The organism is Edwardsiella anguillarum ET080813, assembly GCF_000264765.2.
In the GTDB taxonomy this organism is placed as follows: Bacteria; Pseudomonadota; Gammaproteobacteria; order Enterobacterales; family Enterobacteriaceae; genus Edwardsiella; species Edwardsiella anguillarum.
Genome location: NZ_CP006664.1, coordinates 3,176,188 through 3,190,634, shown reverse-complemented (window position 1 = coordinate 3,190,634; position 14,447 = coordinate 3,176,188). Strand labels below are relative to the sequence as shown.

12 protein-coding genes and 4 tRNA genes are annotated in these 14,447 nt (G+C 46.0%); 5 read left to right on the top strand and 11 right to left on the bottom strand.

Annotated elements, in window-relative coordinates:
* Positions 1–8 precede the first annotated feature (8 nt).
* The 5 genes from metC (at position 9) to ETEE_RS14340 (ending at position 2,443) form a co-directional block, all read left to right on the top strand.
* Positions 9–1,190: a cystathionine beta-lyase gene (gene metC / locus ETEE_RS14360; RefSeq protein WP_034164417.1), complete on the top strand. Its 1,182-nt coding sequence runs from the start codon at positions 9–11 to the stop codon at positions 1,188–1,190.
* Positions 1,191–1,468: 278 nt separating this feature from the next.
* Positions 1,469–1,544, top strand: a tRNA-Asn gene (locus ETEE_RS14355).
* Positions 1,545–1,751: 207 nt separating this feature from the next.
* A tRNA-Asn gene (locus ETEE_RS14350) sits at positions 1,752–1,827 on the top strand.
* 233 nt (positions 1,828–2,060) lie between these two features.
* A tRNA-Asn gene (locus tag ETEE_RS14345) sits at positions 2,061–2,136 on the top strand.
* Between the two features lie 231 nt (positions 2,137–2,367).
* Positions 2,368–2,443, top strand: a tRNA-Asn gene (locus ETEE_RS14340).
* A gap of 122 nt (positions 2,444–2,565) precedes the next feature.
* Here ETEE_RS14340 and ETEE_RS14335 read toward each other — a convergent pair.
* The 11 genes from ETEE_RS14335 to ugd all read right to left on the bottom strand — a co-directional run bounded on the left by ETEE_RS14335 (position 2,566) and on the right by ugd (position 14,433).
* The gene (locus ETEE_RS14335) at positions 2,566–2,898 is read right to left on the bottom strand and encodes a DUF496 family protein (protein ID WP_034165034.1); all 333 of its coding nucleotides are present in this window, start codon (positions 2,896–2,898) and stop codon (positions 2,566–2,568) included.
* Positions 2,899–3,137: 239 nt separating this feature from the next.
* Complete coding sequence (gene gndA / locus ETEE_RS14330; protein ID WP_034165033.1) at positions 3,138–4,553, bottom strand: NADP-dependent phosphogluconate dehydrogenase; 1,416 nt, start codon at positions 4,551–4,553, stop codon at positions 3,138–3,140.
* Between the two features lie 136 nt (positions 4,554–4,689).
* Positions 4,690–5,685 carry a hypothetical protein gene (locus tag ETEE_RS20325; RefSeq protein ID WP_071844184.1) on the bottom strand — a complete coding sequence of 332 codons (996 nt, stop codon included), beginning with the start codon at positions 5,683–5,685 and terminating at the stop codon, positions 4,690–4,692.
* The gene (locus tag ETEE_RS14325) at positions 5,669–6,934 is read right to left on the bottom strand and encodes a lipopolysaccharide biosynthesis protein (RefSeq protein ID WP_034165032.1); all 1,266 of its coding nucleotides are present in this window, start codon (positions 6,932–6,934) and stop codon (positions 5,669–5,671) included. Before ETEE_RS14325 ends, ETEE_RS20325 begins: the two co-directional genes overlap by 17 nt.
* Before the next feature lie 32 nt (positions 6,935–6,966).
* Positions 6,967–8,133 carry a UDP-N-acetylglucosamine 2-epimerase gene (gene neuC, locus ETEE_RS14320; protein ID WP_034165031.1) on the bottom strand — a complete coding sequence of 389 codons (1,167 nt, stop codon included), beginning with the start codon at positions 8,131–8,133 and terminating at the stop codon, positions 6,967–6,969.
* Positions 8,130–9,380: a cytidylyltransferase domain-containing protein gene (locus tag ETEE_RS14315; protein ID WP_034165030.1), complete on the bottom strand. Its 1,251-nt coding sequence runs from the start codon at positions 9,378–9,380 to the stop codon at positions 8,130–8,132. Before ETEE_RS14315 ends, neuC begins: the two co-directional genes overlap by 4 nt.
* A 5-nt stretch (positions 9,381–9,385) precedes the next feature.
* A complete protein-coding gene (neuB, locus tag ETEE_RS14310) occupies positions 9,386–10,426 on the bottom strand; it encodes an N-acetylneuraminate synthase (RefSeq protein ID WP_034165029.1) in 1,041 nt (346 codons plus the stop codon).
* Complete coding sequence (locus ETEE_RS14305; RefSeq protein ID WP_034165028.1) at positions 10,419–11,045, bottom strand: NeuD/PglB/VioB family sugar acetyltransferase; 627 nt, start codon at positions 11,043–11,045, stop codon at positions 10,419–10,421. The genes neuB and ETEE_RS14305 overlap by 8 nt, the downstream gene beginning before the upstream one ends.
* Before the next feature lie 21 nt (positions 11,046–11,066).
* Positions 11,067–12,002: a glycosyltransferase family 52 gene (locus tag ETEE_RS14300; RefSeq protein ID WP_034165027.1), complete on the bottom strand. Its 936-nt coding sequence runs from the start codon at positions 12,000–12,002 to the stop codon at positions 11,067–11,069.
* Positions 12,003–12,111: 109 nt separating this feature from the next.
* Positions 12,112–13,119, bottom strand: a complete 1,008-nt coding sequence (locus ETEE_RS14295) for an NAD-dependent epimerase (protein WP_034165026.1) — start codon at positions 13,117–13,119, stop codon at positions 12,112–12,114.
* Positions 13,120–13,266: 147 nt separating this feature from the next.
* Positions 13,267–14,433 carry a UDP-glucose 6-dehydrogenase gene (gene ugd / locus ETEE_RS14290; RefSeq protein WP_034165025.1) on the bottom strand — a complete coding sequence of 389 codons (1,167 nt, stop codon included), beginning with the start codon at positions 14,431–14,433 and terminating at the stop codon, positions 13,267–13,269.
* Positions 14,434–14,447: the final 14 nt, after the last annotated feature.

The following is a 14,447-nucleotide window of genomic DNA, read 5'->3' as shown; positions in this document are numbered from 1 at the left end:
GTAAGGTTATGAAAAGCGCTTCAGAGATCAATGAATTTAAACTGGATACACGCCTCTCTCTACTCGGACGCAATCCCGATGAACAGTGGGGCTTCGTTAACACACCGATATACCGTGGCTCGACGGTGATCTTCAACAGCTGTGAGGATATTCGGCAAGTCAAGGCACGCTTCGCCTATGGCACTTTCGGCACCCCGACCATTGAGAGCCTAGAGAAGGCCTGGTCATCCCTGTGCGGCGCTGCGGGCACGGTGATCTCCCCTTCCGGGATGGGCGCCTTAGCGCTGGCGCTGCTCTCGGTCACCCAACGGGGCGACCATATTCTGGTCACCGACTCGGTCTATCGCCCGACCCGTAATTTCTGCGATACCTTCCTGGCCAAGTATGGCGTCAGCGTCAGCTACTATGATCCGCTGATCGGGGAGGAGATTGACGATCTGATCCTGCCCAATACTCGGATGATCATGCTGGAAAGCCCCGGCTCACAGAGCTTCGAAGTACAAGACATCGGTGCGATCGTCGCCGTCGCCAAACGGCGCCAAGTGACCACGGTGATCGATAACACCTGGGCAACGCCGATTTTCTTCCAGGCTCATGCTCAGGGTATCGATCTCTCGGTCGAGGCGGGCACCAAATACCTGGGCGGCCACTCCGATCTGCTGATGGGGTTGGTTTCGGCCAACGAGAGCCACTGGCCCGCCCTGCGCGCCACCTACGACGCCTTAGCGATGCTCCCTGGCGCCGAAGACTGCTTCCTCGCCTTACGCGGATTGCGCACCCTGCACCTGCGGGTCAAGGCGGCGGAGACGCGTGGACTCGCCCTGGCCGAATGGCTGCAGGCACAACCGGAGGTCAGCCGTGTCTTGCATCCCGCCTTCGCCGACTGTCCGGGGCACGCTAACTGGCAGAAGTATTTCTGTGGGTCCTCCGGCCTGTTCTCCATCGTGCTGGACAGCCGTTTCAACCAAGATAATGTCGACGCAATGCTCGATGGCATGAAGGTGTTTAGCCTGGGCTTCTCCTGGGGGGGCTTCGAGAGCCTCATCGTGCCTTTCGACTGTCGCGACTACCGCAGCGTCGCCCCCTGGGCCCCCGGCGGCATGACGCTGCGGCTCCAGGTTGGCCTGGAAGATATCGCCGACCTGCAGGATGATCTGCGCGAGGGATTCCAACGCCTATCGCGTGGCTAAGCCACCCTGCCGGGGGATTCGCCCTTCTCCCGGCAGGTTCGCCTTATCGGGTTAACGAGAAACACGCGCCGCTGCCGATAGAGCGCGCACCACCGAGCCGCGGCTCGGCTTCTCGGCTTCTCGGCTTCTCTGCTTCTCTGCTTCTCTGCGAAAAATACAGCCAATAACCGACTAAAATGCAATCCACTGCTGTCATATTCAGCAACCGGATGATAATAATCGATTTCCCTATTTACACCCCCCAGCGGCTTCGCTATGATGCGCCTCGTTGTCACAATTCCTCTGTAGTTCAGTCGGTAGAACGGCGGACTGTTAATCCGTATGTCACTGGTTCGAGTCCAGTCAGAGGAGCCAAATTTAGAGAAGCCCGCTTAAGGAAACTTAAGCGGGCTTTTTGCTCTATTCACACTGTCTAGCGCCCCGCCTCTCCCTGACCGATCGCCCAGCGATATGCAGAAATATTACGCCGATTGCTGCCCGATTCAGCAAACGCGTTCGCTCACGCATTTCCTACTTTACAGCATGAGCACGCTTCGCTATGATGCGCCCCGTTGTCACAATTCCTCTGTAGTTCAGTCGGTAGAACGGCGGACTGTTAATCCGTATGTCACTGGTTCGAGTCCAGTCAGAGGAGCCAAATTTAGAAGAGCCTGTCTTCGGAAACGTAGACGGGCTTTTTGCTGTTTGGCGATTGAAGCAGGCTCTCTTCGCTGTGTCTCCGCCCGCAAGGCATGGCATTAGCCCGACGCTTTACCATTAATGTACTGAAAACCGACGTTTTGTTGTTATTCTAGCCGAACGCGCGCGCCGTACGATTTAGCCCTTTACAGCCTCACACACCTTCGCTATCATGCGCCCCGTTGTTACGATTCCTCTGTAGTTCAGTCGGTAGAACGGCGGACTGTTAATCCGTATGTCACTGGTTCGAGTCCAGTCAGAGGAGCCAGAATTTAGAGAAGCCCGCTTAAGGAAACTTAAGCGGGCTTTTTGCTGTTTCTCATCGAGGCCTCTCCCCTTACTCCCAAGGCGGCTCTTTTCCTACGCTCGGCGCAGACTTCTCGAATTAATGGACTGAAAATCATCGAATTGCCGTTATTCTGGGCGAACGATTGCAAGCGATGATTTAACGCTTTACAGCCCCGCGTCCCTTCGCTATGATGCGCCCCGTTGTCACAATTCCTCTGTAGTTCAGTCGGTAGAACGGCGGACTGTTAATCCGTATGTCACTGGTTCGAGTCCAGTCAGAGGAGCCAGATTCAGAAAAGCCCGCTTAAGTTTCCTTAAGCGGGCTTTTTATCGTTGCAGGCTTGCCCGGCTATGGGGCATAAAAAAAGCGAGATCCGAAGATCCCGCCCGTTGCCTTATACGCGGCGAATTACTTCTCTTCTTTATACTCGCCTTCGCCCAGCGCCTTCAGCTTCTTGGAGAGCTCGCGGCGCTCTTTGGACAGATCGGCGTTCTTGATGATGTACTCATCCACGCGATCCTCGTAGTTACCGCGCATATCGGCAATGATTGCCTGAATCGCTTCAACACTCATGCCCGGCTTGATGTAGTCGCTCAGGTTGTCCAGCAGCAGAACGCGCTTCTGGTTATCACGGATCTTCTTCTCAACATCCGCGATTTCGCGCTGCAGCTTATTCTTGCGGCGGAAGGTACGCACGAATTCCAGCACGTTCTGGAACGTCGGCTTGTTTACATTTTCCATATCAACACCTTTGCTTAAGTTAAAAAACCAAACCTGGCAGCCCATGGACTGGCGTTAATCGCTCTACTGCTGTTTGTACCATCGACGGGCGCACAAAAACAGCCCATTATCACAAGAAAATGGAATGACCGCCGAGTTTTTATGCAACAAGATGCGGCGTTACTTGGTAATTCCCCCACAAAGTAAAAATCCGGGCACGGGCCCGGATTAGCGTAATGATATCACGCACGACCGTCGGCTTACTCCGCCAGCCATTCGGTATGGAACACCCCTTCCCGATCGGTGCGTTTGTAGGTGTGGGCGCCAAAGTAATCGCGCTGGGCCTGAATCAGGTTAGCCGGCAGCACCGCGGCGCGGTAGCTGTCGTAATAGGTAATGGCCGCGGAGAGGGTCGGTACCGGGATCCCCTGCTGTACGGCGTAGGAGACCACGTCGCGCAGCGCCTGCTGGTACTCATCTGCAATCGCCTTGAAATACGGCGCCAGCAACAGATTGGCCAACGCCGGATTTTCGGCATAGGCATCAGTGATCTTCTGCAGGAACTGGGCGCGAATGATGCATCCGGCGCGGAAGATACGCGCGATCTCGCCAAAGTTCAGCGACCAGTCATATTCGTCAGAGGCGGCCTTCAGCTGCTGGAATCCCTGGGCATAGGAGACGATCTTGCCCAGATACAGGGCGCGACGCACCTTCTCGGCAAAGGCAGCGCGCTCTGCCGCCGGCAGCGTCTGCGCCTGCGGGCCGCTCAGCACCCGGGAGGCCGCCACGCGCTGCGCCTTCAGCGAGGAAAGGTAACGGGCAAAGACGGATTCGGTGATCAGCGTCAACGGGATTCCCAGATCCAGCGCGCTCTGGCTGGTCCACTTGCCGGTGCCTTTATTGGCCGCCTCGTCCAGGATCACGTCGACCAGGTCATTCCCTTCGTCATCTTTCTTGGCGAAGATATCGGCGGTGATCTCGATCAGGTAGCTGCTCAGCTCACCCTGATTCCATTCGGCAAAGGTGGTGGCCAGCTCGTCGTTGCGCATCCCGACGGCGTGCTTCAACAGGGCGTAGGCCTCGGCGATCAGCTGCATGTCACCGTATTCGATGCCGTTGTGCACCATCTTCACATAGTGCCCGGCACCGTCCGGCCCGATATAGGTCACACAGGCCTCACCGTCTTCGGCTACGGCAGCAATCTTCGTCAGGATCGGCGCGACCAGCTCATAGGCCGCCTTCTGTCCGCCGGGCATAATAGACGGCCCCTTCAGCGCCCCCTCCTCACCACCGGAAACACCGGTGCCGATAAAGTTAAAGCCCTGCGCCGACAGCTCACGGTTACGGCGGATGGTATCCTGGAAGAAGGTGTTCCCACCGTCGATCAGAATGTCCCCCGGCTCCAGATAGGGCGTCAGAGACGCGATGGTCTTGTCTGTCCCCTCACCCGCCTTCACCATCAGCAGAATGCGGCGCGGCGTCTCCAGCGATGCCACAAACGCCTGCACGGAATGGTATGGCACCAGCTTCCGCCCCGGGTTTTGCGCCATCACCTCATCGGTTTTCTCGGGCGAACGGTTAAAAATCGACACCGTATAACCGCGGCTTTCGATGTTCAGCGCCAGGTTACGCCCCATCACCGCCATTCCCACTACGCCGATCTGTTGTTTGGACATGACAAACTCCTGTGTAACACATTCCGGCTGCGCCAGTTGCGCAGCATAATTGTAGGTAATATGTTAACTCATCTTTGCGCTTCAGGGATACCGATTGCTGCCATCGCCCGCTGGATGGCACGGATTGTGTAGCCTTTTATTTTTTAATAAACCTAACTATAGGTTTCAATAAAAATCTTATTGATTGGAATATTTTCATCTTAAACCGAGTAAAATGGCATGATATCAAATCATATAATGATATATTTATGCCTAATTCACTTAATTTATTTATATATTGTACTTTATAATCTCGACATTTCACCACAACAATATTTAACTCGGCAGGTCCTCTAAGTTTAATACTATATCGAGAGAATACATCCTGCAATTTCAGAAAATTTAAACCAATAATAAAATCCTTGCTTATTTTAACATATCGACTATCAGGATTATCTCTTAGTAAATAATTGCCTATCCCCATATCCTCCTTCATGAATTTCATATGATAAAAAGCAAAACACCCACCATACTTTGTCATATTGGTTAAATTCATCACTTCAAAGGCAGGGCTATGTAAAAATATATTTTTTGGCGAAACAGGAAAAATACACAAGTCATTATTCATGCCACAAAAAGTACTATTAGAAGGCAAGAACAACTCGCCTTTATTATCAATCAGATTAACGCCATATAAACTAAAATACTTATCATCACATTCATCCTTTAGGTATTTCTTTATTAAATCACTAACTGATGAATCAAATATAATGTCACCATCAATTTTTACAGCATATTTCCTAGTCGTCATTGACAAGGCATAATTATAATAGTTGACTAAGCTATTAACACTATCCGGCGGTAAAGATATATGCTCTTTAGAACCTGGCGGATACACTTTCGGAATATAGTGATAAGCGCGAACTCTATCGCCAAAGGCTAAAATTGCTCGGGATATTTCAGACTCAGTATTATCAGTACAGTCATTAAAAATGATAACGACTTCATCAACTAAATCCAGCCATGACTCAATAACAGCATAAATATACTCTCCTTCATTTTTAGCCCGAATAAATCCACTTACCCCATATTCCCGCTGATTACCATTCAGCAATGAAAAATCAACAACTGGACGTTCAACTCTCTGAATCATTCCTTAATCTCCAAGGCATCGGATAGACCTTATTAGACATATAGAACGTAAATGCGAAATGGATAAACTTCGCTAATGCAAAAGCTATTGCAGCCCCAAGCAAAGAGAAATAGATTACCCCAACAAATAATAGAACCACACCTAGCGCGCCAGAGATCATTGTCGTCAGCGACAGGTACTGCGTCTTTTTGGCATAAAAAATATAGTTAGTAACCATCAGATACATACCAGAAAAAATTTGCCCAAGGCAGACCCATCCAATAATCCTACCTGCCTCAGTATATTTATCACCGGCAATCATTACAACAATATATGGAGCAATAAAGAATGCCAGTAGCGCAATAAAAAGCAAAGACAGCATATAACAATATGTCATCTTTACTATTTTTAGTCTTTCAATAAAACAGTCGCTTTTTAATCTATCAAATAACCATGGGACAAACGCTTTGTTGATAGCATCAAATATGACTGCTAATGCAGAACTTAACTGAAGAGCAACCATATAGATGCCGACATCAGCAACGCCAAGTTTATGATTAATGATAAACCTATCACTCATAGTTAGCAGCAACATGCCCAATGAATGAGGTAGGAGAGGCACCCCAAAAAGCAATGCTTCCTTTAGATACTTCAATCGAAAGGAGAAAACATCAATTAATTTATCACGACACAGAAGCCCCATGCTTAATACAGCACTTAAGGCCGCACTCATTATAATGGCATCTATGCGCCCTTCTCCGCTCTGCTGCAGAAAAACCACAAAAATAACTGACAACAACATATTGACAATACCACCGCCAACTTGTAACAAACCAAATGATTTTGCTTTATTCCTGATCTGCCACTGCCCTAATCTCATATTTGTTATAAATAAAAATGAGGCAACCAGTATCGCATATAATACCCATCCATCGGGTATGGACAATAATTTTGCCAACTGTGTTTTAAACGATATCCCAACGAGAGAAAGAAACAAAAAGCTAACCAACAGGATCTGAAAGCAGCTTCCATTAAACCTCATCAGGACTAACTGATCGACATTCCCATCATAGTACTTACGATTTGCTGCACCTATTGTATTTAATCCAACGATTGCTGAAATTGCTGATAGAAATGTCTGAAACATCACAACCTGCCCATAGTCTGCAACCGATAGATTACGGGTTAATATTGGTAAGAGTAAGAACGGGATCAGTGCATTTAATATATTCGATGTAAGATACACACCGATTCCTTTAAGTAAATTCACACCCCCTCCTAAGAAAAAAGAAAAACAAATAATTATATATTAAAATCGACATCATAAAAATCCTTATAATCCGCATCTTTTTCTGAGTATAAAAAACGGACAATAGCATCTCCTGCATTTTTTAACGAATCTTTTTTATAATAAGGATTATTAATTCTGGTTATTTTTTGATGAAAATTAACCGACTGACTTAGCTCAATCGCCGCGATGATCGCAGCTTTTGTACAGGCAGCATCAATCACGCTATCACCATGAACACGTCCCTTCTGCCGATCCCCAATATTAATCGTTGCAATATTCAACGAAGGCGCTTCAATAATTCCTGAAGATGAATTACCTATCAAACCACAAGAATACTTCAATAAGCCCAGATATTCTTCAGGGCTCACTGAGACCATATAGCGAGACGCACTCCGCAGACAGAATGACTTAATAATATCAATAATCTTTTCTGATCCTGTATCAGCATTAGAGCCGATAAATATAAAATCATACTCTTCAGAAAATACTGTTAACGCCGTAATCAGGGCTAATGTTTGCTCCGTCAATGAGACTTTAGTCAGCGTTTCCGGGTGAAACACTACTACAAAATACGGCTTAACCAAAGAACCAAAACGAGACTCCAACTCCTGTTTATCAGGCAATACAAGGCTAAGACAATTTTCAGCCCCTAATGCACCAATATTAATAACTGAACTAGGATGCTCTCCTAATTGAATGACTCGCTTGCGGTATTCTTCTGTCGAAACAAGGTGAAGGCTACTCATTTTAGAGATCGCATGTCGAATAAATTCATCATAATTCCCTAACGTTTTCTCGCCACCGTGAAGATGAATCAGAGGAATATTATTCATAGCTGCCGCAGTGGCAACAGAAAAAATCTCATAACGATCACCTAAGATCATGACAGCATCATAATCCTGATTAGCGAAAATTGAGGCAAACGCATTTTGACAAAGCGACATTGAATTTATTATTTTTTCATTGTTTGATGAATCTAAATTAATATCTATAACTTTACTTAAATCAAGTCCATCATTCAGGATATTTTTATATGTGCTCCCATATTTAGGGTCGCAATGCATTCCTGTCGCGATGATACTTAACTTGACCCCCTCCGTACGAGATAGCAACATTAATAATCGGCGTAAAATTCCATATTCAGCGCGTGAACCGGTAACACATAGTAAATGTTTCATGACAATGCACTCTCAATGCTTTCTTTCAATTTCGTATAGGCAAGCTGTGAAAAATGCAATCCGTCATAGGTATATGATGCAGGTAAATTCCCATATTCATCATAAAACTCGCTTGAAAGTCCGATCCAATGAATAGATTTATCCACGCAAACCTTCCTTAAGACCATATTCAATTGAGTTACAATGTCATTATTTCGATCAACTCGCCCCCTCACTGGTGGTACTGCAATAAAATAAATAGCCACATTGTTTTTTATTATTCTAACTTTATCAATAAATTCCCTGACCCATTCAGCAGAAAATGCAATATCCCAGTCATTGAGCACCATATCATTAGTACCCAACATAATAATAGCAGTATCACCAATGTTTTTTATTAATGATCGGTCCAAAATAAGATCAATATACTCCCGTGTATTAATCCCAGCAATCCCCAGGTTATTTACTTTCTCACCATTAATATTATCAACCAGCCAATAATCAAAAATAGAATGGCCAAGCAATGTTATCGAAGTGTTTAGGCACATTAGATCTTTCTTTTCTGCAATTCTATTTATAATACTCTCTCGCAAAATTTCTTTTTTACGCCGACGCGTCTGTATATTTATAGCAACTTCAAAGTCATATCGATCATCAATATCAAGAGAATCCTCTTTATTCATGATAAAAGCCATACTATCACTACCAAAAAAATGCTGCCTCTTCAGATAAGCATCTGGCTTGGCCATAAATATAGCACCGTTTGGAAAATATTCTTTACTGTCCTGCCGACGATATAAGCTAAAATCAATATCAAAATATTTTAAAGTCAGATCTTCCGCCAACGGCTTAATAAGAGAAGATGGTTTATCACTTTGTACCATTGAGACTAAAAAGCTATACTCTGATGAATAAAACAAAGCAGCAGCAGACTTAATATGCTCCGCAGTACGGAAAGGTGATGTTGGCTGCAACAATGCAAAATACTGTATATCACTGATTTTACTCAAAACATCCTCAACCACCATATAGGATGTTGCTGAGTCAGAGGCTAGCGCCGCATCTCTAATAAAAACCTCTGCGCCAAATGACTCTGCAATGCTTTTATACTCATCTGAGTCAGTAGAAACAATAACTCTATCAAACACACCAGAGTTTATAGCAGCCTCAATAGTATACGCAATTAATGGCTTATCCATTAACATTAGAATATTCTTATTACGCAATCCCTTTGAGCCTGAACGAGCTGGAATAATGGCAACTTTCATATATCTTATAACTCCTGCATGCTTAAGTTAGAACAGCAGATCAGCTCATCTTCACAAAAATCTCGCTCTGCAATGCTGCCTAAAACCTGATACCAATGCATAGGACTAATTCCATTACCTGGACGCTTAGTTGTAATATTCTCTAAAGTAAAAATCTCACCTTGCTTTATATTACGTTTGGCAACGATCGATTTTCGAGCAACTATTTTATTCTTGCGTTCAGAATTAGTCACAATTTTATCATAGCTGCCTAATGCTAATTCAATAGCCCGAATCCCCTGACATAAGAGTCGCAATTCATCTGGCGTCACTGATGCTTTATGATCTGGGCCGGGAAAGTCTTTATTTAAAGTAAAATGCTTCTCTATGAAGCAAATGCCATAAGGCACAGCTGCAATCCCTGAAAAATATCCAGGGGAGTGATCGGAGAATCCAATCTGATATTCTTTGAAAATACTCTTAAAGCTAGATAACGTATTAAGATTCACATCAGAATAGGGTGTCGGATATTCTGTGTTACAGTGTAGAATAGTAATATCACTTGCTTTGACACCATTGTTATGCAATACATGCAATGCCATATTAATTTCATCTAGCGTTGCCATTCCAGTCGATATGATGATTTTCTTATCAGTAATATCTAGTCTTGCTATTTTTTCAAGATAAGGAAGATTTAATAACTCTCCAGATGGAATTTTCCATACGCGTTGTTTTAATGAAGCAAGAAAATCGATTGAATCAAAATCAAACGGCGTAGAGAAAACATCCAGACCAAGATTTTTTGCATATTGTGACAGTTCAATAAAGTCATCATATGCAAGCTCCAATTTACGCGTCATCTCAAGCTGAGACTCTTCACAGCCAGTTTGCTTTATCTGATACTCCGCCTTTGGTGCATATTTTGAAATCAGCAAATCCGCTTTAAACGTTTGAAACTTAACGGCATCCACCCCAGCGGCTTTTGCCTGATCAACCATTTTTTTAGCCAGTAGAGGATCGCCATTATGGTTACAGCCAATTTCAGCAACGATATACACTTTATTCATCATAATTCTCTCTGATTAAACGCGTCGGGGAGCCCGCAACTACAACATTATCTGGAATATCTCTAATCACTACGGAGCCTGAACCAATGATTGAGCCATTACCAATAGTTAGCTGTCCATTAATCACGCTACAGCTCCCGACAAATGTTCTCTGGCCAACCTGAACATCACCATTAAGAACAGCGTTAGTTGATATATTAGAGCAACACCCAAGAGTATTTCCATGCTCAACTAAAGCTCTAGTATTGATCACAACGGCATCATGTATTATCGTGTCACTATTGACTATACACATTTTACCAATATATATTCCATTGCCTAATGTAACATTGGGATCAATCAATGCTGATGAGTCAATTATATTGACCAACGATAATCCCTTGGACATTAATCGTTGGTAAAACCACCAACGATGCTTTGGCTCTCCGATACCGATAAAATAAACATAATCGTTAAAATTATCTATTTTTTCGATTGCATTAGCCAGAATTGGGTATCCTTGATGAACGCCTTGCTTATACGTATCGATAAACCCAATCAATTCAAGCTGATTAATATCGATACTACTAATAATAGATTTAGAAAACCCGCCGGCACCTATAATTATCAATTTTTGCATGCCATAATCCTTTTTATTACACTAAATCTCGATACATGGAGATCCCATTGCCATCAACTTTGCTATATTTTCAGAGGTAACGGCATCGATATGTTTTGCTTTCACTGCGATACAATTCACCATTGGCATATCGAACATATTAAACTGTACACTACTCGCCATTCCATACACATTGATCTTTGCGTATTTTTTGCATAACGAAATTATGATATGTTCGGCGATGAGATTGTCATATACACCCGGAAGAAAAAAACCATTAAATAATCTCTCACTCTCTCTAGGGTGTGGGATATAATAAGTGTTATTGTTTTTTTCTAAAAATGCAAGAATGTTTTTTTCTAGCTTAGCGACATGCTTTTTTCCATTGAGCATCTCACTATATATTCCACCAAGAAAGAGCGATATTTCACCATTGCTAACGGCATCATTACCATCATCTATATTAAACAAATTTACCAGCTGGGTATTTGGGATGATATTCTTACGATCCTTATAAATCGTATGATGCAAACATGATTCATTCAAGATCCTATTCTTATCAAACTTTCGTCTTAATAGCGTGTGAACGATTAACTTCCATCGTTTCTGCGCCACGTCATTATAATATCTTCCACTATAGCTTATATTGACAGTCCCATCATCAAACGTCTCTATTCTTTTAAAATTAGCATAGGAGAGAACATAATGTATAAAAGGATGATCAATGTTGGCAAAATAAATAGTATCAAATGATTTATTTTTCACAAATCGATAAATATCGATAAAAGTTTTCACTTTCAACGGTGCAAAGAAAGCCCGGGATTCTACCATATGCTTACCTAAGTCAGCATAATATTTTCGATTCACTTCATTATCTTTAGCGAAAAAATAAAATAGCTGTGCATCAGTATCTTTTTTTTGCTTTATTTTTTCCGCAATCAGCGTTTGGAGTGGTGTCAAACAAATATACAGATCCACAGAGACATCTCACATATTAATTTTAAAACAAGAAAATATAAAAAAACCGTAGCTATTTATCATAGCTACGGTTAAAACGTAACAAACTTTGTTGTAAAAGTGAACTGTTTTAAGCGTTATAATAGTCACGATACCAATTTACGAAAGCCAGCACTCCCGCTTTCACCCCTACCTGCGGGCGGTAGCCGGTCACCGCGAACAGATCCTCGGTATCGGCATAGGTCTGGTAGACATCGCCCGGCTGCATCGGCATAAAGTGCTTCTGCGCCTCGATCCCCAGGGCCTCCTCCAGCGCCGTAATGTAATCCATCAGGCGCACCGGGCTACCGTGACCGATATTATAGATACAGTATGGCGCGGAGCTGGCGGCCGGTGAACCCTGCTCGACCCGCCAGTCGGCGTTCGGCTGCGGCACGACCTCCATAATACGCAGCACGCCTTCGACGATATCGTCGATATAGGTAAAATCACGCTGCATATCGCCATGGTTGTAGATATCGATGGGCTTGCCTTCCAGCATACTCTTGGTGAACTTGAACAGCGCCATATCCGGGCGCCCCCACGGCCCATAGACCGTGAAGAAGCGCAGGCCGGTGGTCGGCAGCCCATACAGATGAGAGTAGGAGTGCGCCATCAGCTCGTTGGACTTCTTGGTGGCGGCATACAGGGAAATCGGGTGATCGACGCGGTCGGCGGTCGAGAACGGGACCTTGTTGTTCAACCCATACACGGAGCTGGAGGAGGCGTAAATTAGATGCCCCACCTTACTGTGACGGCAGCCTTCCAGCACGTTGACGTGTCCCAGCAGGTTGCTCTGGGCATAGCTCAGCGGGTTGGTCAGGGAGTAGCGCACTCCCGCCTGCGCCGCCAGGTGAACCACCCGGTCAAAGTGGGCGGCGCTAAACAGCGCCGCCATGGCCGCGCTGTCGGCGATATCGATCGGATGGTAGGTGAAGTTGGCATCGGCCTGCAGCGGCGCCAGGCGCGCCTGCTTGAGCGACACATCGTAATAGTCGTTCAGGTTGTCGATGCCCTCGACCTGATGCCCCGCCGCCAACAAACGGCCACAGAGATTGGCACCGATAAAACCGGCGCAGCCAGTTACTAAAACACGCATAAATTATCCTGTAAAAATCTCCCCCCGGCTGAAACGACACGCACGCCCTAGGGCGCGCGTTGGAGGCAGGTGTTAGTCAGTACGATCCAATGGACATTATGCTAACCTCGCCAGCCAATATTGTCTTACAAAATTTGCCGGTAATGGTTAGTCATTGCCGAAGATATCGCGGGTGTAGACCTTATCCGCCACGTCATCCAGCTCCGGCGCCATACGGTTAGAGATGATCACATCCGACATCGCCTTAAACTGCTCCAGGTCACGGATCACCTCTGAGTGGAAGAAGCTATCCTCTTTCATCACCGGCTCAAAGATCACGACCTTAATCCCCTTGGCCTTGATGCGCTTCATGATCCCCTGGATCGAGGAGGCACGGAAATTATCCGAACCGCTCTTCATGATCAGCCGATACACACCCACCACCTGCGGATTGCGCGCGATAATCGAGTCAGCAATAAAATCTTTACGCGTACGGTTGGCCTCGACAATCGCCTGGATCAGGTTATTGGGCACCGAGGAGTAGTTGGCCAAGAGCTGCTTGGTATCTTTTGGCAGACAGTAGCCGCCGTAGCCAAACGAAGGATTGTTATAGTGGTTACCGATGCGCGGATCGAGGCTGACCCCTTCAATGATCTGGCGGCTGTTGAGTCCCAGCGCCTCGGCATAGCTATCCAGCTCGTTAAAATAGGCAACCCGCATCGCCAGATAGGTGTTGGCAAACAGCTTGATCGCCTCCGCCTCCGTCGAATCGGTCAGCAGGGTCGGGATATTCTGCTTAATCGCCCCCTCCTGCAGCAGCGCAGCAAAGCGCTCCGCGCGCTCGGAGCGCTCGCCGACCACGATACGCGACGGGTGCAGGTTGTCATACAGCGCCCGCCCCTCGCGCAGAAACTCCGGCGAAAAGATCAGGTTATCGATACCCAGGCGCTCACGCAGCTGCTGGGTAAATCCGACGGGAATGGTCGACTTGATGATCATCACCGCCGCCGGATTGATTGCCAGCACATCGCGGATCACCGCCTCTACGCTGGCGGTGTTAAAGTAGTTGCTCTTGGGATCATAGTCGGTCGGCGTCGCAATGATGACAAAATCAGCGCCGCGGTACGCCTCTTCCTTGTCCAGCGTCGCACGGAAATTCAGGGAGCGATGAGTGAGGTACTCCTGGATCTCCTTATCCACGATCGGTGACTGACGCCGGTTAAGCATCTCGACCTTCTCCGCCACGATATCCAGGGCGACGACCTCATGATGCTGAGCCAGCAAAATTCCGTTGGACAGGCCGACGTAGCCCGTACCGCTAATCGCAATCTTCATCACATGCCTTTGTA